Origin of the sequence: Streptomyces sp. AP-93 (assembly GCF_022808175.1) — a bacterium.
In the GTDB taxonomy this organism is placed as follows: Bacteria; Actinomycetota; Actinomycetes; order Streptomycetales; family Streptomycetaceae; genus Streptomyces.
The window spans coordinates 112,112-135,753 of the sequence record NZ_JALGBX010000024.1; the positions used below are offsets into that span (position 1 = coordinate 112,112).

The following is a 23,642-nucleotide window of genomic DNA, read 5'->3' on the forward strand; positions in this document are numbered from 1 at the left end:
TCCGCGATCCGCGATCCGCGATCCGCGATCCGCGATCCGCGATCCGCGATCCGCGATCCGCGATCCGCGATCCGCGATCCGCGACGGTGAATCGGGCGTCGGGCACGTAGTTTTCCGGGGTGGCCATGCACACCACCCCGCCTAGCCCGGCCGGCCCGGCCGGCGCCGGCGCCGAAGCCGCCTCCGACCGCTGGGCCACGTTCCACGCCGACCGCACCCTGGTCGTCGCCGCCCGCACGGTCACTTCGACCGTCCGCGTCCTGGAATGCCTGCCCGCCCTCGTCCGCGACGACGGCCGGATCTCCGTGGTGTTCGCCCACGACCCCACCTCCGCCTTCGGCGAAGGGGTCCTCGACCTCCTCCACGACGCCGGCTGCCGTGTGATCCCCTGGGACCGGATCTCCGAAGCCTCCCCCGACCTGATCCTCTCCGCCAGCGAGAACATCGAGGTCCCGGCGGGCGACTGCCCCGTCCTCGTCCTCCCGCACGGCGTCGGCTTCCAGAAGCTGGTCCCCGATTCCCGCGCCGCCCGCGTCCGCCTGTCCGGACTCGTCCCGGACGCGCTCCTCGAAGCCGGCCGGGCCTGGCTCGCCGTCTCCCACCCCGGCCAGGAGGAACAGCTCCTCGCCGCGCATCCCAAGACCGCCGGCCACACCCTGCTCGTCGGCGACCCCTGCTTCGACGAGCTCCTCGCCGCCCTGGCCCACCGCCCCGCCCACCGGCGGGCCCTCGGGGTGCCGGACGACCGCCGGCTCGTCGTGGTCAGCTCCACCTGGGCCCGGTCCTCCCTCATCGGCCAGGACCCGAAGCTGCCCGCGCGGCTGCTCGCCGCCCTGCCGTACGACGAGTACCGGGTCGCCCTGATCCTCCACCCGAACGTCTGGTCCCGGCACGGCGCCTGGCAGCTCCGCACCTCCCAGCTGGCCTCCGCCCTCGCCGCCGGTCTGATCCTGGTCCCGCCCGTCCACGACTGGCGGTCCGCCCTCGTCGCCGCCGACCTGGTGATCGGCGACCACGGCTCCGTGACCCTGTACGGAGCCGCCCTCGGCGCGCCCGTCCTGCTCGGCGCCTTCGGCGAGGAGTCCGTCCCCGGCACCGCCGCCGCCTCGCTCGCCGGGCTCGCGCCCCGGCTGGAGCCCGGCGCGCAGGGTACGGAGCTGGCGGCGCGGGTCGCAGCCGCCGTCGACGGGTACGAGCCCGGGCGCTACGCCCCCGTCGCCCGCGAGGCCTTCGCCGAGCCGGGGCGGGCCCATGCCCGGCTGCGCGGCGCCCTGTACCGGCTGCTCCGGCTGGCCGAGCCGGACTCCGCCCCGCCGTACGCGCCGGCCCTCCCGCTCCCCGAGCCACCCCGGGCCACACCCTGCACCGCCTGGTGGGTGACCACCGGGGCGGGCTCCGGTGCCACCGGGCCCGGCACCGGGCCGATCGCGGTACGCCGCTTCCCGGCGGCGGCCGGGGAACCGGCCGCCGGGGACGGCTCCGGGGACGGTTCCGGGGACGGCTTCACCCATCTCGCCTGCGAGGACACCGAGCCGGACCGGCGCCTGACCGAGAGTGCGTCCGTCGTGCTCGGCCGCGCGGCGGGGGACCCGGCGGGGTGGGTCGCGGACACCCTGGCGGCCTGGCCCGGCGCCGTGTTGGCGGCGGTCACGGTGGAGGCGTGCGGGGGCACCGGCACGGGCGGCGGAGCCGCCGGGTCCGGTGTCGTGCTCGTCGGACTGCGCGACGGCCGGACCCTGGCCGTCGAAGGCTCCGGCGACCCGGGGCTCGCCGCGGCCGCCGTGTACGCCTGCCTGCGCTCGGGCCGGCCCCTCGCCGACGCGGAGGTCACCCTGCGGCTGGGGACGGCCCCGGCGCAGGGCTTCGTACGACTGCGCCTACGGCTCCAGGGCGCGCAGCCGCTCCCGTAGCGATTCCGCGAGCGGGCTGCCGCCCGCCTCGTGGATCTCCAGCGCCCGTGCCAGGTCCGCCGCGAGGTCCGCCCGGTCGCCGCCCGGCCGCTCCGCGATGTCCGCGAGGACCAGGCGCGCCTCGGCCTCGTAGTGCGCGGCCCCCTGATCCGCCAGCGCCCGTACCGCCCGGCGCAGGACGGCCACCGCCCGCGAGGTCTCCCCGAGCCGGTCGTGGGCGCGGCCCAGGGCGACGGCCGCCCGGGCCGCCATCCGCCGGTCCGGTTCCGCTCCGGCGAGGAACGCCTCCTGCGCCCGGGTCAGGGTTCCGAGCGCACGGGCCGGATCCCCCGCGGCGTCCTGGGCGCAGCCGAGGAAGAGCAGGGCGATGGCCGCGCCCCGGGCCTCGCCCGCCTCGGTGTTCAGCGCCAGCGAGCGCTCGTACGCCTCGATGGCGCGGGCCGGCTCGACGCGGTCCAGGTACCGGCCGAGGAACTCCATGACGGAGGCCCGCAGCACGGTCCGGCCGGCGACTTCGGCGCAGGCCACGGCCTTGTCCAGCTCGGTGCGGGCCTGCCCGAGCTCGCCCAGGTCCATCAGCGGCCGCGACAGCATGCTGCGCAGCCGCGCCTCGGCGGCCGGTACGAGGTCCCCGGCGGCGGCCGCGGCGCCCAGTTCGAGGGATTCCCGCCAGTCCCCCAGGTGGCGGCGGTACAGGAACAGCGCCGTGAAACCCTCCGCGAGCTGCCACACGGGCGTGCGCAGCCCGAGCCCTGAGGCCTCGCGGAGCAGGGCGAGGACGCCGGCCCGCTCCGCCTCCAGCCACTCCAGCGCCCGCGCCCGGCCCTCCGCCCCGCCGGGGAAGGGGCTCGGCTGCGGCCCGGGGTCGAAGTCCGCGATCCGCAGCCGCTCGGCGCGCACGGCCCGGTCGGCGTGCCCGACGCGGACGACGTAGTGGCGCGCGACCCGCTCCACGAGGTCCCGGTGGCCCCCGGGCCCCTCCTCGGCCGCTGCGCGCTCGCGCGCGTGCAGCCGTACGAGATCGTGCAGGTGGTAGCGGCTCTGCCCGACCGGCCCGTACTCCAGGAGGCGCGCGTCCTGGAGTACGTCGAGCAGTGCCTCGGTCTCCTCCACGCCGAGCTCCGCGGCGGCGGCCGCCGCGGAGGCGTCGAAGGTCCGGCCGGGCAGCAGGCCCAGCAGCCGGTACAGCCGGGCTACCGCGGGGTCCAGTTGGCGGTAGGCGGAATCGAAGACGGCGGAGACGGACACCGTGCGCTCCCCTCGGAGGGACATCGCGGTCAGCCGGCGGGAGTCGTCGGCCAGTTCCCCGGCGAGACCCGCCAGGGTCAGCCGGCGGGTGGTCAGCAGCCGGGCCGCCACGATGTGCAGGGCGACGGGCAGCCCGCCGCACAGCGCGACGAGCCGCTCGGCCGCCTCGGGCTCGGCGGCGATCACCCGCTCCCCGCAGCGGTCGGCGAGGATCAGCAGCGCGCTCCGGGTGTCCAGCGGCTCCAGGTCCAGCGGTACGGCCCCGTCGGCGAACAGCTCCGTGAGCCGGGCGCTGCTGCTCGTGACCAGCAGGGCGCTGCCCGCGCCCTGTGGCATCAGGGCCCTGACCTGCGCGGGGTCGCTGACGTCGTCGAGCATGAGCAGCATCCGGCGGCCTTGGGAGCGCTTCTGGTACAGCCGCGTGCGCTCGGCCAGGGAGTGCGGGAGGTACTCCTCCCCGACCCCCAGGGACCGCAGGCACATCCCGACGGCGGCGGAGACGTCCGCGCCGCCGGAGGGGCCGCGCAGGGCGGCGAAGTCCACGTAGAGCTGCCCGTCCGGGAACCGGGGCCGCGACCGGTGCGCCCAGCGGGTCGCCGTCGCGGTCTTGCCGACGCCGGGCGTGCCGCCGAGCAGGAGCACGCCGACGTGGTCGGCGCCTTCGGGGATCAGCCCGTCGATGGCGGCCAGTTCGCCGGTGCGGTTGTGGAACCGGGTGCGCAGCGCGGGGATCTCGTCGGGCACCTCGGCGGCTTCCGGCGCCGTCACGTGGTAGTTCACGCCGCCGTTGATCACGGCGCCCTGGTACACGCCGTACTGCGCACCGGAGTTGACCACGAGGGCCGGCTGACCGCCCAGTTCGCCGAGCTGGCCGAGTTCGGCGAGGAGTGCGCGCAGTTCGGCTTCGGCGCCGGGCCGTTCCAGGAGTACGCGCAGCAGTCCGTCGCGCCATGCGTCCCGGCCGCCCTCGGCGAGCTCGGTGACGAGGGCGACCTCCGCCGCCCCATCGACCTCCGCCGCCCCATCGGCCTCCGCCGCCCCATCGGCCACCGCTTCGGCGCCCCCGGCTGCCGCGTCCGGCGCCTCCGCGCCCCGCCGGCCGAAGAAGCCCGCCAGCCGTCCCTTGGCCGACTCCCAGCCGTCGGAGACCGCCAGTCCCACGAACTGCGCGGCCGCCGCCGCGGCCAGCGCCGCCAACTCCTCCACAGAGCCCCCCTCACGCGTCGCCATCGGCTGCCCCTACGGTAAGGAGATCGCCCGGCCCCGCCCCTGCATAGCCCACCGCCGGGCGCGCCGCCCCGGTTTCGGGCTCAATTGGCCCGATAGGCCCGCAGGAAGGCGCCCACGCCGCCCGCGATCAGGTGGTCGGTCCGCTCCTTGGGCAGGGGGACCACCCCGTAGTGCGAGAGCTGCGAGATGGAGTGCGAGGTCAGCGCCATGAAGTGGGCGCCCGCCAGCATCGCGTCACCGCGCACGTCGATCAGCCCGGCGGCGTCGAGGCCCGCCAGCGCGTCCGCGAGCGCGCGGGAGACCGGTCCGGGGCCTGCGTTCACCCAGGCCTCCAGCACCTCCGGCGGCACGTGGTCGGCCTCGGCGTGGATGTGGCGGACGAGCGCGAAGTGGTCGGCGTAGTCGGTCATGAGCCCGATGACCCGGTGGGCGAAGTCGACCAGGTCCCGCTCCAGATCCTCGGGGCGGGGCGGGCGTTCAGGGTTGAGGGCGGCTTCGATCTGGGCGATCTGGGCGTCGCGCACCTGTCCCGAGGTCCAGGTGACGACGGCGGCGAAGAGCATCGCCTTGCCGCCCGGGAAGTGGTTGTAGAGCGTGCGGGTCGAGATGCCGGCCGCGGCGGCGAGCCCGTCGACCGTGGCCCGGGCGTAGCCCTCACGGCCGAAGAGCCCGCAGGTCGCGCTCGCGATGGCGGCCTGCTTCTCCAGCTTCCTGGCATGGGCGTTGGCGCCGGTGCTCACTTCGCCTCCGAACAAGAAGTACAACGACCGTTGCACTTTTCACAACGGTCGTTGTAGTTTAGCGGAGGAGCGATCGCAAAGAGCGGTCGCCCCACCGACGAGGGGACCGCCATGACCGCCGCCCACGCTTCCACCCCCGCCTCCGCCCCCGGCGAGGACGCGCCGCTGCGCGTCGCCGTCATCCTCGGCAGCGTCCGCGAGGGCCGTCAGGGCCGCGCCGTCGCCGACTGGTTCCTCGGCGCCGCGACCGCCCTCGGCGGCCTCGACCTCGACCTCATCGACCTCGCCGACGTCGACCTGCCGCTCGTCATGCCCGGCTGGGGCGGCTCCCCGGACCCTCAGACGGCCGCCGCCCTCGCGGAGGTCAGCCCGCGGCTGGCGGCCGCCGAGGCCTTCATCATCGTCACGCCCGAGTACAACCACAGCTTCCCGGCCGTACTGAAGAACCTCATCGACTGGCACGGCGAGGAGTGGCGCGCCAAGCCGGCCGGCTTCGTCTCCTACGGCGGCCTCGGCGGCGGCCTGCGTGCCGTCGAGCAGCTCCGGCTGGTCTTCGCCGAGCTGCACTCCGTGACCGTGCGCGACTCCGTCAGCCTGCACGGGCCCTGGTCCGGGCTCGGCCAGGACGGCGTACCGCGCGACATCGCCGTGGCCGAGGGCGCGGTCAAGGGCATGGTCGGCCAGCTGGCCTGGTGGGGCCGCGCGCTGCGCGACGCCCGCGCGAGCCGCCCGTACCAGGGCTGAGGGCGGCAGGAGGATGCGTACGCCCCGGAACCCCCGAGGCGCGACCCCGCCGGCAACGCCTCCCGCGGACACCATGCCCCTCCCTGTCTCCCCCGGTCCGACCGTCACGACCGGCCGCACGCACTCCGCCGGCCCCGTGGACCCGGCGGACCCGGCGGACCCGGCGGATCCGTCGGGCCTTACGGACCTGACGGACCTGACTGACCCGGCGGGCCTGACAGACCCCACGGACCCGACTGACCCGGCGGACCCCACAGACCCGTCGAACCCGACTGACCCGGCGCACCCCGCGACCCGCGCCGGCCGGGCGGCCGGGCCGGAGCCCGCCTCATCGGCGCGGGGCGGGCCGGACCCCACCCCGTCGGCGCGTCAGCTCCACCGCACCGTCGGAGTCGTCATCGTCGGCTCGGTCATGTCGGTGCTCGACATGACGATCGTCAACGTCGCCCTGCACCGCCTCTCCGAAGCCTTCCAGGCGCCACTCGCGACGATCCAGTGGGCGGCTAGCGCGTACACGCTCGCGCTGGCCGCCGTCATCCCGGCCTCGGCCTGGGCGATGGGCCGCTTCGGCGCCAAACGCACCTACCTCGGCGCCCTCGCCCTGTTCTCGCTCGGATCGCTGCTCGCCGCGTGCGCCTGGAGCGCCGGGAGCCTGATCGCCTTCCGCGCGGTACAGGGCCTGGGCGGTGGGCTGCTCCTGCCCGTCGGCATGGCCATGGTGATGCGCACGGCCGACCCGGCACGGCTCGGGCGGGTGATGGCCCTGCTCGGGCTGCCCATCATCGTCGGGCCGGTGGCCGGGCCGGTGCTGGGCGGCTGGCTGGTCGACTCGGCGTCCTGGCAGTGGATCTTCCTGGTCAACCTGCCGGTCGGGGCGGTGGCGCTGATCCTCGCCGCGAAGCTGCTGCGCTCCGACGCCCCGAGCGCCCCGGCCGCCCCGCCCCGGCTGGACGTACCCGGCCTGCTGATGCTGTCCCCGGGCCTCGCCCTGCTCCTCTACGGCCTGGCCCGCGGCGGGGAAGGCGGCACCTTCACCGCACCCGGCGCCCTGCTCCCCACCCTGGCCGGCGCCACGCTCGTCGTCGCCTTCGCCCGCAGGGCCCTGACCGCCCGCGAGCCCCTCCTCGACCTGAAACTGCTCCGCGACCGCACCTTCCGGGCGGGCATCGCCACGCTCGCCCTCTTCACCTGCGGCTACTTCGGATCCATGCTGCTCGCACCGATGTACTGGCAGCAGGGCCGCGGCATGAGTGCGACGGCGGCCGGGCTGCTGGGCGCGCCGACCGGGCTCACCGTCGGCCTGGTCATGCAGATCGCCTCGCGCCGCGTCGACAAGGTCTCCCCGCGCCGGCTGATCCGAGCCGGCATCGCGGTGGGAGCGCTGGGCATGGCCCTGACCGCCCTCCAGGCCGGCTCGCCGGACGTGGCGCCCTGGCGGTTCGTCACCGCTTCGATGGTCATGGGCATCGGCTCCGGCATGGTCATGATGCCGACGATGACCACCGCGAGCCGGGACCTTCCCGGGCCCCGCCTGACCGCGGCGAGCACCATCATCAGCATCAACGCCCAGATCGGCGCCTCGATCGGCACGGCCCTCCTCTCGGTGACCCTGAGCACGGCGGGCACGACCCCGACGGGCTTCCGCACCACGTACGCGATCGCGGCCCTCCTCCTCGCCCTGGCCCTCCTCCCGTCCTCCCGCCTCCCCAACCACCACCCCTGACCGGCGGGGGGCGTGAGGACGGCGCGACCTGTGCCACCCCGTGATGCGGCTACGCCCGCCGGCCGGTGGAGCCCGAGGGGAGCGGCTCGTAGTACTCGGTGAACAGCTTGCCCACCAGTTCGCCGCGGCTGGACACGCCGAGCTTCTCGAATATCGCCTTGATGTGGTCGCGCACGGTGTGCGGCGACAGGCGGAGTTCCTCGGAGATCCCGCTGGTGGACAGGCCGCGCGCCACGCACTCCGTGACCTCCAGCTCCCGTTCGGACAGCTCGTAGGCCTGCACGATGAGCGGCGTGACGTCGGAGATCGGAGCCCGTTCGATGATCACCGCGGAGACACCCGGCCGTCCGTCGGCTCCCCGCAGGCACGAGGCGTGGCAGAGCAGCCAGCGGCCGGTCCGGCTGCGCATCCTGATCCGTGCGGTGTCGCCCCCGTGGTTCTCCGCGGTCGCTCTGGCCCGCATCGCGGTGCCGTGCACCCACAGCGGTATGCGGATGCCCATGGCGGTGACCGAGGTGGGGCCGTCGGGCATCTCCTCCAGGAAACGCCGCGCGTCGTCGTTGGCCGAGATGAGGGTGCCATGGGTGTCGAAGAGCAGGAGCCCGGTACCGGTCTGACCGCCTGCGGAGGTTTCGGGACGGTGTTTGGCGTACGACCTCAGCTGGCGGGCGATGGGCGTGCCCAGTTCCTCGATGAACCGGCGCTCCACCCTGTTGAAGGGGGGCCTGCCCTTCTCGCGGAACAGGCTGACGTACCCGTGCGGCCGGCCGTCCACCCGCAGGACGGCCCTCAGCTCGTCCACTACCCCGCGCGGCGCCAGGAAGCCCCGGTAGACAGCGCTCCGGTCCGGCTCGCCACCGGTGCTCTCCCACAGGCTCGCCACCGGCACCGGCGCCAACGCGAGGTCGCGGAACACATTGATCTTTTCCGTGAACAGTTCGTACTGCCAGTAAACGGCGCAGCTGTGACCCTCGATGTTCTCGGCGAGGATCGGTGACGTGATCATCCCGGTCTCGGGATCCGTGGCCCGCCAGACGGCTGCGTCGTAGGGGACCACCCTGCGTAACTGTGTTGCGAGCGTGCTGAACATCGTTTGTGGGCTGTCGGCACGGCCGACACGTGAGATGAGTTCTTCGCGGCCGATCACAGTGGGCATGCTCCGGCACTCCGTTCCGGGGTCGTCTGACGACGAGGAAGCGAGCCTTGTCTCCTCACAACAGCCTCCACCGTACGTCACTTGGCGGATCCGGCCCCGTGAAGACCACCACCGTCGGCCGTCACCACACCTCGTCCGGCAGCCACTGCGCGTGCCGCCGCATTCCGACCAGGACGGGCCCGTCCTGGAGGAGGTCCACCACCGGCATTTCCGGTCCGACGTAGTGCGGGTCGGTCCGGACGTCCTCTATCCCCAGCGGCCGGAGCAGCGCCAGGAGAGCGGGCCGGGACAACCGGATCCACCGCTGGCCGGAGCCCAGCGCCGCGTGGAGCCGGTCCTCGCCGGTGAAGGCGAGGCCGACCCGCTCCTGCCCGGCGCCCGACCGGGCCGTGCGGACGGCGGCGAACGCACCGCCGAGGGCGCTGACCCGTACCGGGACGAACAGGAGCGCATCCACTACGTCACGACTCGAGGCAGAACTCGTCGAGCGGGTAGCCCACGTGCCGGTCCTCCGTCGGCAGGAAGCCGAGAACCTTGTCGCCGGGCTTGAGTTCGGTGCTGTTGAGCACCGCGCCGCCCGGGCCGAGCACCCGCACGTGCCAGTCGTCCTGCAGGATCAGGTTGACCTCTCGGCCGTCCTGGGAGACGGCGTTCACCGAGATCAGCGGCCTGGTCTCGATCTTGACCCGGCCGACGGTGACGAGCCGGGTACGGCCCTCGACGTCGGAGGCCACGATCTTGCTGCCCGCCTTCAGCTCGCTGAGGTAGTTGGTGCGCCCGTCCTTGGACAGCGTGTAGGAGTGGATGGCGCCCGCGTTCACCCGGAACGGACGGGTCGGCATGTACGGCAGCGGATGCGTCTCGCTGACGCACAGGATCATGCCCTTGGAGTGCGACCCGACCAGAATGCCCTCGTCCTTGCGGAAGTAGGTGCAGGTGTCGACGCAGGCCCGCTCGCCCATGCCGACGTGTTCGGTGCTGACGACCTCGAGTTCGACCAGAGCCAGGTCCGGGGTATCGGCGTTCACCACGCTCTTCAGTGCCGTCGCGTCGCCGACCGCGCGCGGCGCCATCATGACGCCGTCGGAGCCGTGTTCGAGCACCCCGAAGATGATCTCGGCTTCCTCCACGTCGGCCGCCACCGTGATCAGGCTGCCACGGGACGCGGCGGACGCCGCGATGACGATCTCCAGCGGAATCTTGGTGGGGTCGCGGAACAGCAGCAGGCTCCACCGCTCGGTGCGCGCCGACTGGCAGGCATCCTCGAGCGACTCCGCGTCGATGATCTCCACGAACCGGCCGAACTCCACACCCGGGTGTTCGAGCGCCAGCTCGGCGGGGGTCGTTCCGTGGTGAGCGGGGTCCACGATGACCACGGTGGCCTCGCCGAAGTCCTCCGGGAGGGCCTTGCCGCGGGGGAACAGCACCTTGGTAATGGTCGGGGGCAGGCCCTCGAGCTCTTCCGGGTCCGCGGCGACGATGCCGTCGAGCCGCTGGTGCAGCGCCTCCTGGACGATGGCGTTCCTGGCCCCGGTGAGGTCTCGGATGTCCAGCCAACTGAGCTTCATTGCGTAAGGCTCCTAGAGGTCAATCACTATGGATAAGGTCGGCCAATTTCGAGGCCATGACGCCGGGGTCGGGTGCCTCGAAGACGTTTCGGCCCATGGCCACGCCCGCGACGCCCGCACTCAGCGCTTCGGCGACGTAGGACAGGACTTCGCCCTCGTCGTCGTTGCGCGGACCACCGACGGTGATGATCGGGATGGGCGCGCCGGCGATGATCTCTTTCATCTCCGCGACCGAGCCCACGTACGGGGTCTTGACCAGGTCGGCGCCGAGATCGGCGGCCAGTGTCACCGCGTGCGCCACCAGCGCCGGGTCGCGCGGATCGCGGATCTTGGGACCGCGGGGGTACATCATCGCCAGCAGCGGCACGTTCCACCGGTCGCAGGCGTCGGCGACCGCGGCCAGATCGGAGATCTGCTGCTGTTCGCCGTCCGACCCCAGGTTGACGTGCACGCTCACCGCGTCCGCGCCCAGCCGCAGGCTCTCCTCGACGCCGGCCACGAGGTACTTGGCGTCCGGGTCGGGGGCGTGCACGGTGCTGGCGCTCAGGTGGACGATGAGCGCGGTGCTGCCGAACCAGGCGGGATCGACGTGCCGGAGGCTGCCCTTGTGCAGGACGATCCCGTCTACCCGGTTGCTGGCCAACTGGCCCACGAGCGCGTCGAGTCCTTCGCCGCCGGTGATCGGTCCCATGCTCACCGAATGGTCCAGCGGCACGATCAGTAGCCGTTCGGAATCGTTTCGGTAGAGGCGCCGCAGGCGGAGTTGCCTGCCGAACGCGCCAGTGGAGATCATAGGGATTCCTCTTTCTCCGTGCCGGTCTTGAATCAACCCTGAAGAGGGCGGGTATCTTCGGGATCTCATCCGGATATCACGCACCGCGCGTTCGGATATCGACGGGGAACATCGGCCGTCAAGACTCATGGGCAACCGGGTGAGAAAGGTGTCCACAAGTGACGACCATGAAGATTGACGGGCACGACCTGAGCATTGGTCAGGCCGTTGCTGCCGCGTCCCGCGAAGGTTCGGAATTCTCCATCTCCGAGGACGCATTGCAGGCGATGAACGCTTCACGGAACCTGAAGCTGGAGATCCTGCAGACCGGAAAGCCCATTTACGGAGTGACGACGGGTTTCGGTGACAGCGTCAACCGGCAGATTTCGCCGGAGAAGACCGCGCGACTGCAGAACGAACTGATCCGATACCACCTGAACGGAACCGGCCCGCTGGCCTCCGACGAGGTCGTTCGAGCCACCTTGCTGATCCGCGCCAATTGCCTCGCCCGAGGCAACTCCGGTGTCAGCCTCCCCGTCGTGGAACGGCTTCTCGACTTCCTCCGATACGACGTCCTGCCCACCATCCCCGAGCGTGGTTCGGTCGGCGCCAGCGGAGACCTCGTCCCGCTCTGCTACCTCGCCTACGCACTGACGGGCCAGGGAAAGGTGCGCTACCGCGGAGAGATACGCGAGGCCGCGGACGTGATGTCCGAGCTGGGGCTGGAGCCCGTGATGCTGGAGGCCAAGGACGGGCTCGCCCTGATCAACGGCACCTCCTTCAGCTCCGCGTTCGCCGTCCTGAACACCGAGGCGGCGGCCGAACTCGCCGAGGTGGCCGACATCTGCACCGCGCTGGCCAGTGAGGGCATGCTCGGAAACCGGGGCCACTACGCGCCGTTCATCCACAACGAGAAGCCGCACTCCGGCCAGGGCGCCAGCGCCGCGCTCATCCACGACCTGCTCGAGGGTTCCTCCCTCGCGATGACGTACGACCAGGTCGTCGACCTCAACGGCCCCCTGGACGGCCGGCACTACCAGAAGCTCACGCGCAGCATCCAGGACCGCTACTCGCTGCGCTGCGCCCCGCACGTCACCGGAGTCCTGCGGGACATGCTCGACTGGGTCCGCACGTGGATGACGGTGGAGATCAACTCCTCCAGCGACAACCCGCTCTTCGATCCGTCCACGGGCGCCGTGTACAGCGGTGGCAACTTCTACGGCGGGCACGTCGTCACCGCGATGGACTCGCTGAAGACCGCCGTCGCCGGGATCGCCGACCTGCTCGACCGTCAGCTCGCGCTCCTGGTCGACGAGAAGTTCAACAACGGCCTCACGCCGAATCTGATCGCCCGCGTGGACGACGACGACCTCGAGGCCGGGCTCCAGCACGGTTTCAAGGGGATGCAGATCGCGAGCTCGGCACTCACCGCGGAGGCCCTCAAGCACGCCGGCCCGGCCAGCACCTTCTCCCGCTCGACCGAGGCGCACAACCAGGACAAGGTCAGCATGGCCCCGATCGCGGCGCGCGACGCCCGCAACGTCATCGAGCTGACCCGTGAGGTCGCGGCCATCCACCTCCTCGCCGCCTGCCAGGCCGTCGAACTGCGCGGCATCGACGAGATGAGCCCCCGTACCAAGGCCGTGTACACGCGCATCCGCAAGGAGGTGCCCTTCGCCGCCAAGGACCGGCAGATGGACGGCGACATCACCGCGGTCGTCGAAATGATCACATCGGGCGAGCTCACCGAGGCCGCACGGGCCGGAGGCGGCCTGTGACCGTCTCGCTGAGCACCGAGCCGGCCGACTCCGCGCCGGCCGGCTCGGTGCCGACCGGCAGCGGGCTGCCGGCCATCGGTGACTGGACGACCTTCGACGAACTGCGGGCGCTCCAGAACGAACGGATCGCACCGACGCTCCACCACGCCCGCAACTCGCCCTTCTACGCGAACCGCCCCGAGCCCGGGCAGACCCTGTCCGGACTCAAGACGGTCGGCCTCACCGGGAAGTCGGACCTGCGCGACAGCTACCCCTTCGGCATGCTCGCCGTGCCCAAAGAGCGCCTGGCCAGCTACCACGAGTCCAGCGGCAGCACCGGCAACCCCACCCCCGCCTACTTCACCGAGGCGGAGTGGACCGATCTGGCCGACCGGTTCGTCCGCAAGACCGTCCCGATCGGTCCCCAGGACACCATGCTCGTGCGCATCCCCTACGGGCTGGTGCTCGCCGGGCACATGGCCCACTGGGCCGCCATGCGCAGCGGCGCGACCGTAGTTCCCGGCGACTGCCGCTCACTCGCGGTTCCCTACTCGCGGGTGGTGCGCCTGCTGCGCGATCTCGAGGTGACGCTGACCTGGTCCACGCCGAGCGAGAGCCTGCTCTGGGTCGCGGCGGCCAAGGCCGCCGGCTACCCCGCCGGCTCCTTTCCCGCGCTGCGGGCGCTGTACGTGGCGGGCGAGCCGATCAGCAGCGCGCGCCGCCGCCGCATCGAGGAGATCTGGGGCGCCCCGGTCATCGAGGAGTACGGCTGCACCGAGGTCGGACCGCTGGGCAGCGACTGCCCGTACGGCCGGATGCACTTCTGGGCCGACCGGGTGCTCCCCGAGATCTACGACCCGCAGACCGGCGCCATCACCGCCGAGGGCACCGGGCAACTGGTCATCACCCCGCTGTACCGCGAGGCGATGCCGCTGCTGCGCTACAACCTCGAGGATCTGGTGGACCTGCGGTACGAGGACTGCGCGTGCGGCTGGAACCTTCCGACCGTGCGGGTCCTGGGCCGGCTCGGCCAGGGGTACACGGTCGGCGGGAAACGCCTCGGGCAGATCCAGGTGGAGGAGCTCGTGTACCGGCTTCCGGCGATGTGGGGCGTGCTGTTCTGGCGGGCCAGGGCCGAGCAGGACCGACTGGTCGTCGAGATCGAGGTGCCCGGCCGGGACGGCGGGGACGCCGCCGCGTTGCTCGCCACGTCCATCGAGGCGGAACTGGGGGTGCGCTGCGCGGTGAGCGCGGTCCCCGAAGGCACGCTCGTGCCGAGCGCGCTGCTGGCGCAGCAGCTGGACGCCATGAAGCCGCGCAAGCTCTTCGGCCCCGACGAAGACTGGGGGCAGGCCATTGTCCGGGGGTGAAGCATGGTGATCGTGATGTCGCCGCAGGCTACGGCGTCGGACCTCGCCGGCGTCGTCGCGCTGGTCGAGACGGCAGGCGGCGAGGCGTTCGTCAGCCGCGGCATGAGCCGTACCGTCGTCGGGCTGGTCGGCGATCTCGACCAGTTCGACACGCTGAACCTCGGCGCCATGCGCGGGGTCGCCCAGGTGGTGCGCATCTCGGTGCCGTACAAGCTGATCAGCAAGCAGGGCCACCTGGACCGCTCGACCGTCCGGGTGGGCGGGGCGTCCATCGGCCCCGGCACCACGACGCTGATCGCGGGGCCTTGTGCGGTGGAGACACCGGATCAGACGCTGCGGGCGGCACAGATGGCCCTGGCGGCGGGCGCGACCCTCCTGCGGGGAGGCGCCTACAAACCCAGGACCTCTCCTTACGCCTTCCAGGGCTTGGGAGAGGCGGGGCTGAAGATCCTCGCCGACGTGCGCAGCGAGACCGGGCTCCCCATCGTCACCGAGGTGGTCGACGCCCACGACGTCGAACTGGTCGCCTCCTACGCCGACATGTTGCAGATCGGCACCCGCAACGCGCAGAACTTCGCGCTGCTGCAGGCCGTCGGAGACGTGGGCAAGCCCGTCATGCTCAAGCGGGGGATGTCCGGGACGATCGAGGAGTGGCTCATGGCCGCCGAATACGTCGCGCAGCGCGGCAACCTCGACATCGTGCTGTGCGAACGCGGGATCAGGACGTTCGAGACCGCCACGCGCAACACCCTGGACATCGCCGCCGTGCCCATCGTCCAAGGGCTGTCGCACCTGCCCGTCATCGTCGACCCGTCCCACTCGGGCGGGCGGCGCGACCTCGTACTGCCCCTGACCCGGGCAGCGCTGGCCGTCGGTGCCGACGGGGTGATCATCGACGTGCATCCCGACCCGAGGACGGCTCTGTGCGACGGCCCCCAGGCGCTCGTCCACGAGGACATGGCAGAACTCGAGGCGGTGATGCGCGACAACTCGGTGCGGCGGAGACGGATCCTCGACGGCTTCGTCCCCTCTTCCTGACGGAGCCCACCGCGAAAGCAGTCTCTTGCGCGGCCGCGTACGCGGCCGACCGGAACGCCGGCGTGCACCCCCGAGCCGCGGCGTCCGGTGACCGCCCGGCAGGGCCCGGCGGGGCAGGCGTGGAGCACCAGTGCCCACGGCCGGCCCCGCCGGGCCCTGACCGCACCCGCTACGCGGTCTTCCGACCCCCCGCCCGGAGGCGTGCGTGCGGGGTCCCCCCATGCCCCATGTGCGCCCCGAGCCCGTCCGCCCGGTCGCGACATCCGCCTCAAACGGGGGATGTGCTGCGGCGCCGGCCGTTGGCAGAGTCCCTCACATCCCGACAAACAACCGGGTCCGGGAGGACTGAAGATGACGACAGGCAAGAGCATCGCGAGGATGGCCGCGGCCGAACTCTCCGACCGGTTCCAAGGACGGATCCTGCGACCGGGAGACGAGGACTTCAACCTGGAGCTGGAGGGGTTCAATCCGATCACCGAACACGACCCGGATCTGATCGCGGTCGTGACCGGAGCCGCGGACGTGCGCGAGGCCGTCGCCTTCGCTGCCGGCAGGCAGCTGCCGATCTCGATCCAGGCCACCGGCCACGGCCCGTCCACCGCCGCGGACGGCGGGTTGCTGATCAGCACCCGCCGGCTGCGGGGTGTGAGCATCGACCCCGTCACGAGGATCGCCAGGGTCGAGGGCGGCACCCAGTGGTACGAGGTGATCCAGGCGGCCGCGGCGTACGGCCTCGCCCCGCTCAGCGGATCCTCCCCGCTCACCGGGGTGATCGGATACACCCTCGGGGGCGGGCTCGGGCTGATGGCTCGCAAGTACGGCTACGCCGCGGACCGGGTCACCGCTCTGGAGATCGTCACGGCCGACGGGCAGTCTCACCGGGCCACCGCGGACCACGACACCGACCTGTTCTGGGCCGCGCGCGGCGGCAAGGGCAACTTCGGCGTCGTCACCGCCGTCGAGTTCGAGCTGGTACCGGTGTCGTGGCTCTACGGGGGCGGGCTGTTCTTCGCGGGCGAGGCGTCCGCGGACGTGCTGCACGCCTGGCGCGAGTGGACCGCGTCCGTGCCGGAGGAACTGACCTCCTCTCTGGCGCTGCTGCGGATGCCGGACATCGAGGCGATCCCCCCCTTCCTGCGCGGCCGGCTGACCGTGCACATCCGGATCGCCTACCTGGGCTCCGTCGAGGACGGGGAGCGGCTGGTCGCGCCGCTGCGCGCGGCGGGCCCGCTGGTCGTCGACACCCTGGCCGAGATCCCGTACACGAGGTCCGGGGAGATCCACAACGACCCGACCGAGCCGATTCCGTACAGCGAGCGATCGATGATGCTCCGCGTGCTGGACGAGGCGGCGGTGGACGGGCTGCTCAAGCTGGCCGGCCCCGGGGCCGACTGCATCGATCTGGCCGTCGAGCTGCGGCAGCTGGGCGGCGCGGTCGGCCGGCCGCCGAAGGTGCCCAACTCCGTCGACCACCGGGACGCGGCGTTCGCGCTGTCGAGCCTTTCGCTCCCCGACGACCGCCCCCCGCTGGTGGTGGACGGCATGGCGCAGTGGGGCACGGGGCGCCGCTACCTCAACTTCCTGGCCAGCCCCGACACCGCGGATCTCGCCGAGAGCGGCTACGAGCCGGCCACCTTCGCCCGGCTGGCCGAGATCAAGGCCCGGGTCGACCCGGACAACCTCTTCCGGTTCAACCACAACATCGTGCCGCGGCCGCCGCGGGCCTGACGTCGGGAGAGCCGCGAGCCGCGAGCCGCGGCCGCGGGAACGGGCAGAGGCGGGCAGCCGCACCGCCCCCTCGCGATATCCCGCCGATAGGCCGCGTTGAAAGGCTTGGCGGGAGTTTGACTGATCAATGGGTTGCCAACCAGGAGGAAGTCAGTGAAACGACGTGACGTGATGAAAGGCATAGCGGGTGCCGCCGCCGTCGTGGCGGTGCCGGCCGCTGTCATACAGGCGGGCAACAGCGCGGGCTCCACGCACGACTCGGCCCACGGCCACGCGGCCGAAGGGTCGCAGGATCTGTACACCGAGACGTACAAGGGCCGGACGATCACCGTGTCCAAGGCCGACGGAACGGTGCACATAGACGACAAGCCGTTGCACCTCATGAAGTTGGGCGACGACGCCTACCTCAGCGCGATGTGTCACTACCGGATCGAGCCCACCCCGCTGGCCGCCGGCCGCCAGGCCGTCGACGAGCTGCGCGGGGCGAACCTGCTCCCGTCCGGCACCCACCACGCCTGATCCAGCCCCGAGAGACCCCAGAAGGAGGAGACCTCATGGTTCCCGTCCGGAAGAACCATCTCAACATGACCGCCTCGGAGAAGAGTCGTTTCATCCGCGCGGTGCGCAGGGTGAAGCAACTCGGCATCTACGACGAGCTGGTCCGGATCCACATCCAGATCAACTCGGGCGACTACCTGGACAAGGACGGGGGCGTCGGCAAGCGCTGGGGTCATATGAGCCCGGGCCTGTTCCCGTGGCACCGCCAGTACCTGCTCGTCCTCGAAAGGGCGCTCCAGCAGGTCGACCCCAGCGTCACGATTCCTTACTGGGACTGGACCAAGGACCAGAGCCTGGACTCGCCGCTGTGGGCGGACGACTTCATGGGCGGGAACGGCCGGCCCGGTGACCGGAAGGTCATGACCGGCCCCTTCGCCCGCTGCAACGGATGGAAGCTCAATGTCAGCGTGGTGCCGGTCGGCGACGAGCATCCGGCGTTCAACGGCAACTACACGGCGGACGACCGGGACTACCTCGTCCGTGACATAGGCACCGTGAACCCCGCCCTGCCGACGGTCAAGGAGCTGGAGGACACGCTCGCGATCACGACCTACGACACTCCGCCTTACAACTACACCTCCGGCTACGGAACCGAGACGCAGTCCCTGCGCAATCACCTGGAGGGGTACGCGAAGTTCCCCTGGGAGGCGAACCTCGGCAAGCTGCACGGCGCCGGCCACACCTGGATGGGCGGCCACATGCTGTACATCGGGTCGCCGAACGACCCCATCTTCTTCATGCACCACTGCTTCATCGACAAGCTCTGGTCGATCTGGCAGAAGACGCATCCGGACGTCCCGCACTACCTCCCGCTGACCGAACACCCGGATGTCCCGTCGCTGCATACGAAGCTCGCGCCCTGGTACTCGATGGCACCCGCCGATCTGCTGGATCACTCGAAGTTCTACAGATACGAATAGGTGCCCTGCAGAACCGGAAGATAATCGCTGACCAGCGACCGCTTTATGGCATCAATATGGCTGCCATCGACATTTCCATCATGTCGATGACAGCCATATTGATTCTTCGAGATCAACGGGGGTGCGGAAGTGATGATGTGACCTGCCGGCAACGCCGACCAGGGGCACTGACGATACCGAGATCAACGCGGCGGCGACACGACTGCCGGGCTGGACGGGGCGAAGGCCGCAACGCCGAGAGCGTCGCCGCCCGACTGAACACCCATCCCGCCGCGTGGCCGTCCGCCACCTCAGATTATCATGATCGCAGACTTCCTTTCGCATCGGGAAACGCACCCAGCGCCACGTCGCCGACCTGCGACGGCGCCTCACCCGGAAACAGATCTGCGACGCGATCCGCACCCGCCACAAGCCACAAGCCCCGTGCCGCACCAAGGAAGACCTCAGTCCCGCGCAGCGGTCTCAGCCGCCCGCCGCCGACCACGATCACGCGTACGTGACCACGGGAATCATCGATTCCACCTCGGAGGGCAAAAGAATCCTCACATGTTAGCTCCTACGTCATTTCCGCACATCATTACGGGGGTATCGATATGCGCTATGAACACGTTTTCAGAATACTGGGTCCGCTGCAAGTGATGCGCGGCGACGAACAAATTGAAATAAGCGGGATCCGCAGGCAGAAATTACTGGCGGCGCTGCTCCTCCAGGCGAACCAGGTGGTCAGCCTCGGGCGACTGGTCGACGCGATGTGGGACGACAAGCCGCCCGCGTCCGCCCATGGACAGATCCGCATCTGCGTCTCCGGCCTTCGCCGCCTGCTCCGGGGGAGAGAGCAGGACAGCGTGATCGAGACGCACCCCTCCTGTTACCGCATCAGGGTGCGTGACAACGAGTCACTGGACCTCTTCAAGTTCGAGACGCTGGTCGCCCAGGGGCGGGCCATGGTCCGCGACAAGCAGTTGGAGCGCGCCGAAGGGCTGCTGAAGTCGGCGCTCGCCCTGTGGCGCGGCCCGGTCGCGGCCGGCCTCGACAGCAGGGCGCTGGCCTCTCTCGTCGTCGGGCTCAACGAGGACCGGCTGACGGTGAAAGAGGAGTACTTCGACGTGACGCTGAAACTGGGCCGCTATCAGCAGATCATCGGCGATCTGACCGCCTTCGTCGCCGAGAACCCCTTCCGGGAGCGCGCCTGCGCCCAGCTGATGCTGGCGCTGTACCACTCGGGCCGCCAGGCCGATGCCCTGGAGACCTTCCGCACCACCAGAATGCGGTTCTCCGAGGATCTCGGCATCGAACCGGCGCAGGATCTGCACGTCCTGCACCAGTCGATCCTGGACGGGCGACTCTCCTTAGCCGAGTCCCTCCCCAGGGACGTCCTCGCGCCGCCGCCCCCTCGTTCACACGGTCAGCAGGGCCGCCCGGCCGGCGTCGCACTGCTGCCACGGACCTCGCCGAACGCCGTCACATCCGACCCACTGGAACAACTGCGCCTGGAGAACGACCAGCTCCGCGTCGAACGCGACGGGCTTCGGAACATCCTGTCGTTGTGGCTGAACTCGAAGGAGTGCAATCCGGGAGCCTGAGCCTCCCCGTCAACCCACCGGTGGATGGCGGCGAAGTCCGCCGTTCACGGCGCCGGGCATCGTGTGCGTGATCACCGGGTATGGCGCCTGCTCGACCATCGGACACACGGCGTGCGCGCTGTCGTCGTGGTTCGCCGGTCGAGCAGGCGCCATTCGGCGTTCCACCCCCGGCGTCACCGTCCGGCGTCACCGGCGGATCGACCAGCCGCGCTCTCGCAGGGTGGCGCTCAGGGCGTCGGCCGCCGCGGGTCCCACCATGAGCTGCACAAGACCCGCCTGCTGCCCGGTCGCGTGGTCGATCCGCACGTCCTCGATGTTGACCCCGGCATGTCCGGCGTCCGCGAAGATCCGTGCCAGTTCGCCCGGCTCGTCGCTGATGAGGACCGCCACCGTCTCGTACGCGGCGGGGGCCGCGCCGTGCTTGCCGGGCACCCGCGACCGGCCCGCGTTGCCCCGGCTCAGTACGTTCGCGATGCCCGCGGCTCCGCCGCGCCGCTTGGCCTCGTCGGCGGACTGGAGGGCGCGCAGCGACTCGACGGTCTCCTCGAGGTCGGCGGCCACGTCCGCGAGCACGTCGGCGACGGGGCCCGGGTTGGCCGACAGGATCTCGATCCACATCCGGGGGTCGGAGGCCGCGATCCGGGTGACGTCGTGGATGCCCTGGCCGCAGAGCCGTACGAACGTCTCGTCCGCGCCTTCCAGCCGTGCTGCGACCATCGAGGAAATGAGCTGGGGGGTGTGCGAGACGAGGGCGACGGCCCGGTCGTGGGCGGCGGCGTCCATGACCACCGGCACCGCGCCGCAGAGCGCGACCAGTTCGAGGGCGAGGTTCAGTACCTCGGTGTCGGTGTCCGACACCGGGGTGAGCACCCAGGGGCGGCCCTCGAAGAGATCGGCGGTCGCCGCGAGCGGGCCGGACGTCTCCTTGCCCGCCATCGGGTGCGTACCGATGTACGCGCTGAGATCGATGTCCAGGTCCTCCAGCTCGCGCCGGGGACCGCTCTTGACACTGGCGACGTCGATATAGCCGCGCGCGACCCCCGTACGCATCGCCTCGGCGAGCACGGCGGCGGTGTGCGCGGGCGGTACGGCGACGATCGCGAGGTCCACACGGCCGGGCGGCGGCTCGTCACTGCCGGCGCCGAGGGCCGCCGCCGTCCGGGCCCTGTCCGGGTCGTGGTCGACCAGGTGGACGGCGACGCCGCGTCCGGCGAGGGTCAGGGCTGCCGATGTGCCGATCAGACCGGTTCCTATGACGAGGGCGGTCTTCACCGGGCGATGTCCTCGGACAGGGCCCTCACGGCGCTTGCGCGGGGGAGGCCGTCGGGCCCCTCGTGCTGCTGGTCAGTGTTCACGTGCTCCGTCCAGGTTCGCGGAAGGCGGGCCCGGCGTCTGCGTGATGCTCGCGCCGCGGCCCGCCCTGGTCCAGGTGTCGCGTCAGTCGTCCCAGTGATCGAGGACCTGCCGGCGGATCCGCTCCGGGTACGCCTCGGCGAAGGAGCTGTGGGGGAGGCGGCTCCCTCCCGGGGCGGGCAGAAGCCCGTCGTGGAACACGATGGGGCCGGACTGGGCGGCGCGTTCCTCGCGGGTGTAGCAGTTCAGCAGGGGGTGGACGAAGCCGTACCACGCCTCCGCACGGTCGAGGGGGTGGATCCGGGTGGCCAGCGCCCACAGCAGGTCGGTGTCGTCGGCCGGGTCGATGTCGTCGTCCAGGACGAAGGTGGCCGCCGTGGCACGACCCGAGTGGGATTCGGAGAGCACTTTGCCGATCCGGTGGGTGAACTCGGCCGAGTCGACTCCGGGCAGTCGGTCGCGCCAGTCCTGCGGGACGGTGACCACCATCCAGTGCGATGCGGCGCGCAGCGGCGACCAGGCGGTGGTGACCGGCAGACCGGCAGACCGCAGCTCCGCCAGCACCTCGGCCGCCTGGCCGACACCGGTGACGGTGTGGAACTCGTCCACCGGTCGGCCCTCGGCCACCAGCGGCCAGATCGGGTCGTCCCGGTGGGTGATCGCTTCGACCGTGTACACCGGCTGCATCGAGGTCTCGGTGGAGGCGTAGCCCGCGAACTCGCCGAACGGTCCCTCCCGCGCGTCGCGGCCGATGGACAGGTGCCCCTCTATGACGATCTCCGCGCCCGCGGGTACCTCCAGGTCCACCGTCTCGCATCGCACGACGTCGACCGCCTCGCCGTACAGCGCCCCGATGTACCCGGCCTCGTCGACTCCCGGTTCCAGCGGGATGCCTCCGACGAACGGGATCGCCGGGTCCCCGCCCTGCACCAGCGCGTACGGCATGGGCTCGCCGATCTCGACCCACTCCTGCCAGATCATGCCGATGTGCTGCGCCGGTATCACCAGGCCGGTCATGTGCTTGCCGTCGATCAGCATGATGCGGGCGATGGACCAGTTGGTCCACCGGCCGTCCGGAGTCCTGGCGACGATGATCCCCCAGGTGTTGGCGTAGCGTCCGCCATCGAACTCGTGGACCTGGGGCACCGGGAAGAGGTCGAGGGTGGCGTCGTCGCCCAGCAGGACGTTCTGCTTGCAGGGGGCGTCCTCACGGGCGACGATCCGGGGCGGTATGGGCGCCGCGTGGCGGGTTCGGGCCAGGTGCTCGACCAACTCGGCCGCGGTGGCCTCGGCGGGCAGCCCGACGGACAGGGCGACCCGGGCCAGCGGCTTGCCGGCAGCGGCACTGAGCGCGGCGGGTGCGCCGAACAGGCGGAAGCCCGGCGCGACGCCCGCCACGTTCTCGAACAGCGGGGCGGGTGACTGGCGTTCGCAGGAGAGGCGGCTGATGGCGGCGGCCTCCAGGTCGGAGCTCACCGTCCGCTTGACGCGCTTGAGGTCGCCGAGGGCTTCCAGCGCGTCGATGTAACTGCGAAGGTCCCTGAACCGGGTCACGGGGCTGGTCTCGGGGGAGGTCTCGGGGGAGGTCATGAACGGGAGCTCCTCTGCTTCGTGCCGTTGTGGCGTACCGGAGTAATGCCGGCCGCGGGGCCCAACCGGCCGGCCCTGGACCGCGGAAAGCCGTCCCAGCGCCGGGCTCCGGGGACCTCGATCCCGAACTGGTCGAGAACGCGGGCGACGATGTGGTCGACGATGTCGTCGACCGTGCCGGGCCGGTTGTAGAAGGCGGGCATGGGCGGCACGATCGAGGCGCCCATGCGGGCCAGCGCCAGCATGTTCTCGAGATGGATCTCGTTGAGCGGGGTCTCCCGCGGCACCATGACCAACCGGCGCCGCTCCTTGAGCGTGACGTCGGCGGCGCGGGCTATCAGCCCTTCGGCGTACCCGGCCCGGATGCCGGCCAGGGTCTTCATGCTGCACGGGATGACCACCATGCCGTCGACGGGGAAGGACCCGGAGGAGATCGCCGCTCCCTGATCGTCGGGCGAGTAGGTGACATCCGCCAGCGCGGCCACCTCGTGCCCACTGAGCCCGGTCTCCAGCTCCACCGTGGCGCGCGCCCAGCGGCTGAGCACCAGGTGCGTCTCCACCTGCGGGTTCCTGCGCAGCTCGGTGAGCAGTCGAACGCCCAGCACCGCGCCTGTGGCGCCGGTCATTCCCACGATCAGCCGCATCGCGCCCCAC

General features: G+C 71.4%; 19 protein-coding genes. 10 read left to right on the forward strand and 9 right to left on the reverse strand.

Features of this window, described 5'->3' with window-relative positions; all coding sequences use genetic code 11:
• The first annotated feature begins 125 nt into the window (after positions 1–125).
• A complete protein-coding gene (locus MTF69_RS32620; protein ID WP_243339913.1) occupies positions 126–1,910 on the forward strand; it encodes a hypothetical protein in 1,785 nt (594 codons plus the stop codon).
• On the opposite strand, the gene MTF69_RS32625 is transcribed toward MTF69_RS32620, so the two are convergent.
• Positions 1,878–4,388: an NB-ARC domain-containing protein gene (locus MTF69_RS32625; protein WP_243339834.1), complete on the reverse strand. Its 2,511-nt coding sequence runs from the start codon at positions 4,386–4,388 to the stop codon at positions 1,878–1,880. The genes MTF69_RS32620 and MTF69_RS32625 overlap by 33 nt on opposite strands.
• 80 nt (positions 4,389–4,468) lie before the next feature.
• The gene (locus tag MTF69_RS32630) at positions 4,469–5,128 is read right to left on the reverse strand and encodes a TetR/AcrR family transcriptional regulator (protein WP_243339835.1); all 660 of its coding nucleotides are present in this window, start codon (positions 5,126–5,128) and stop codon (positions 4,469–4,471) included.
• 111 nt (positions 5,129–5,239) lie between these two features.
• On the opposite strand from MTF69_RS32630, the gene MTF69_RS32635 reads away from it, so the two are divergent.
• Both MTF69_RS32635 and MTF69_RS32640 read left to right on the forward strand, forming a co-directional pair.
• Complete coding sequence (locus tag MTF69_RS32635) at positions 5,240–5,872, forward strand: NADPH-dependent FMN reductase (protein ID WP_243339836.1); 633 nt, start codon at positions 5,240–5,242, stop codon at positions 5,870–5,872.
• 73 nt (positions 5,873–5,945) lie between these two features.
• Positions 5,946–7,595, forward strand: coding sequence for a DHA2 family efflux MFS transporter permease subunit (locus tag MTF69_RS32640; RefSeq protein ID WP_243339837.1), 1,650 nt, complete (start codon positions 5,946–5,948; stop codon positions 7,593–7,595).
• Between the two features lie 49 nt (positions 7,596–7,644).
• Here the strand turns inward: MTF69_RS32640 and bagY are convergent, their stop codons facing one another.
• From bagY to bagB, 4 genes are all read right to left on the reverse strand, one after another.
• Complete coding sequence (gene bagY, locus MTF69_RS32645; RefSeq protein WP_243339838.1) at positions 7,645–8,751, reverse strand: LuxR family transcriptional regulator BagY/FevT; 1,107 nt, start codon at positions 8,749–8,751, stop codon at positions 7,645–7,647.
• A gap of 121 nt (positions 8,752–8,872) precedes the next feature.
• Entirely contained in the window at positions 8,873–9,208 is a 336-nt protein-coding gene (locus MTF69_RS32650) for an SAV_915 family protein (protein ID WP_243339839.1), read from the reverse strand.
• A gap of 4 nt (positions 9,209–9,212) precedes the next feature.
• Positions 9,213–10,319 carry a bagremycin/ferroverdin biosynthesis 3,4-AHBA synthase BagC/FevH gene (gene bagC / locus MTF69_RS32655; RefSeq protein WP_243339840.1) on the reverse strand — a complete coding sequence of 369 codons (1,107 nt, stop codon included), beginning with the start codon at positions 10,317–10,319 and terminating at the stop codon, positions 9,213–9,215.
• A gap of 19 nt (positions 10,320–10,338) precedes the next feature.
• Entirely contained in the window at positions 10,339–11,112 is a 774-nt protein-coding gene (bagB, locus tag MTF69_RS32660; protein ID WP_243339841.1) for a bagremycin/ferroverdin biosynthesis DhnA-type aldolase BagB/FevI, read from the reverse strand.
• Positions 11,113–11,279: 167 nt separating this feature from the next.
• Between bagB and bagA the strand changes: the two genes are divergently transcribed.
• From bagA to bagI, 7 genes are all read left to right on the forward strand, one after another.
• Positions 11,280–12,869, forward strand: coding sequence for a bagremycin/ferroverdin biosynthesis tyrosine ammonia-lyase BagA/FevW (gene bagA, locus MTF69_RS32665; protein ID WP_243339914.1), 1,590 nt, complete (start codon positions 11,280–11,282; stop codon positions 12,867–12,869).
• Positions 12,866–14,218, forward strand: coding sequence for a bagremycin/ferroverdin synthetase BagE/FevW (bagE, locus tag MTF69_RS32670; protein WP_243339842.1), 1,353 nt, complete (start codon positions 12,866–12,868; stop codon positions 14,216–14,218). The genes bagA and bagE overlap by 4 nt, the downstream gene beginning before the upstream one ends.
• A gap of 15 nt (positions 14,219–14,233) precedes the next feature.
• A complete protein-coding gene (gene bagF, locus MTF69_RS32675; protein ID WP_243339843.1) occupies positions 14,234–15,256 on the forward strand; it encodes a phospho-2-dehydro-3-deoxyheptonate aldolase BagF/FevY in 1,023 nt (340 codons plus the stop codon).
• Between the two features lie 351 nt (positions 15,257–15,607).
• Entirely contained in the window at positions 15,608–16,984 is a 1,377-nt protein-coding gene (gene bagG / locus MTF69_RS32680; RefSeq protein ID WP_243339844.1) for a bagremycin/ferroverdin biosynthesis FAD-dependent oxygenase BagG/FevA2, read from the forward strand.
• 153 nt (positions 16,985–17,137) lie between these two features.
• The gene (gene bagZ / locus MTF69_RS32685) at positions 17,138–17,503 is read left to right on the forward strand and encodes a bagremycin/ferroverdin biosynthesis copper chaperon BagZ/FevE (protein WP_243339845.1); all 366 of its coding nucleotides are present in this window, start codon (positions 17,138–17,140) and stop codon (positions 17,501–17,503) included.
• A 35-nt stretch (positions 17,504–17,538) separates the two neighbouring features.
• On the forward strand, positions 17,539–18,462 hold the full coding sequence (bagH, locus tag MTF69_RS32690) for a bagremycin/ferroverdin biosynthesis o-aminophenol oxidase BagH/FevF (RefSeq protein ID WP_243339846.1): 924 nt from the start codon (positions 17,539–17,541) through the stop codon (positions 18,460–18,462).
• A 593-nt stretch (positions 18,463–19,055) separates the two neighbouring features.
• A complete protein-coding gene (bagI, locus tag MTF69_RS32695; protein ID WP_243339847.1) occupies positions 19,056–20,045 on the forward strand; it encodes an AfsR/SARP family transcriptional regulator BagI/FevR in 990 nt (329 codons plus the stop codon).
• A gap of 186 nt (positions 20,046–20,231) precedes the next feature.
• On the opposite strand, the gene MTF69_RS32700 is transcribed toward bagI, so the two are convergent.
• From MTF69_RS32700 to bagM, 3 genes are all read right to left on the reverse strand, one after another.
• Complete coding sequence (locus MTF69_RS32700; protein WP_243339848.1) at positions 20,232–21,317, reverse strand: prephenate dehydrogenase; 1,086 nt, start codon at positions 21,315–21,317, stop codon at positions 20,232–20,234.
• A 165-nt stretch (positions 21,318–21,482) separates the two neighbouring features.
• Positions 21,483–22,988, reverse strand: coding sequence for a bagremycin/ferroverdin biosynthesis UbiD family decarboxylase BagN/FevL (bagN, locus tag MTF69_RS32705; protein WP_243339849.1), 1,506 nt, complete (start codon positions 22,986–22,988; stop codon positions 21,483–21,485).
• Positions 22,985–23,632 carry a bagremycin/ferroverdin biosynthesis UbiX family decarboxylase BagM/FevK gene (gene bagM, locus MTF69_RS32710; protein WP_243339851.1) on the reverse strand — a complete coding sequence of 216 codons (648 nt, stop codon included), beginning with the start codon at positions 23,630–23,632 and terminating at the stop codon, positions 22,985–22,987. The genes bagN and bagM overlap by 4 nt, the downstream gene beginning before the upstream one ends.
• Positions 23,633–23,642: the final 10 nt, after the last annotated feature.

Excerpts from the sequence above, each read along its gene's own strand:
- MTF69_RS32620 (WP_243339913.1), top strand. The coding sequence starts at position 126 with ATGCACACCACCCCGCCTAGCCCGGCCGGCCCGGCCGGCGCCGGCGCC.
- MTF69_RS32625 (WP_243339834.1), bottom strand. The coding sequence starts at position 4,388 with ATGGCGACGCGTGAGGGGGGCTCTGTGGAGGAGTTGGCGGCGCTGGCC.
- MTF69_RS32635 (WP_243339836.1), top strand. The coding sequence starts at position 5,240 with ATGACCGCCGCCCACGCTTCCACCCCCGCCTCCGCCCCCGGCGAGGAC.
- MTF69_RS32640 (WP_243339837.1), top strand. The coding sequence starts at position 5,946 with ATGCCCCTCCCTGTCTCCCCCGGTCCGACCGTCACGACCGGCCGCACG.
- bagY (WP_243339838.1), bottom strand. The coding sequence starts at position 8,751 with ATGCCCACTGTGATCGGCCGCGAAGAACTCATCTCACGTGTCGGCCGT.
- bagC (WP_243339840.1), bottom strand. The coding sequence starts at position 10,319 with ATGAAGCTCAGTTGGCTGGACATCCGAGACCTCACCGGGGCCAGGAAC.
- bagB (WP_243339841.1), bottom strand. The coding sequence starts at position 11,112 with ATGATCTCCACTGGCGCGTTCGGCAGGCAACTCCGCCTGCGGCGCCTC.
- bagA (WP_243339914.1), top strand. The coding sequence starts at position 11,280 with ATGAAGATTGACGGGCACGACCTGAGCATTGGTCAGGCCGTTGCTGCC.
- bagF (WP_243339843.1), top strand. The coding sequence starts at position 14,234 with ATGTCGCCGCAGGCTACGGCGTCGGACCTCGCCGGCGTCGTCGCGCTG.
- bagG (WP_243339844.1), top strand. The coding sequence starts at position 15,608 with ATGACGACAGGCAAGAGCATCGCGAGGATGGCCGCGGCCGAACTCTCC.
- bagH (WP_243339846.1), top strand. The coding sequence starts at position 17,539 with ATGGTTCCCGTCCGGAAGAACCATCTCAACATGACCGCCTCGGAGAAG.
- bagI (WP_243339847.1), top strand. The coding sequence starts at position 19,056 with ATGCGCTATGAACACGTTTTCAGAATACTGGGTCCGCTGCAAGTGATG.
- bagN (WP_243339849.1), bottom strand. The coding sequence starts at position 22,988 with ATGACCTCCCCCGAGACCTCCCCCGAGACCAGCCCCGTGACCCGGTTC.
- bagM (WP_243339851.1), bottom strand. The coding sequence starts at position 23,632 with ATGCGGCTGATCGTGGGAATGACCGGCGCCACAGGCGCGGTGCTGGGC.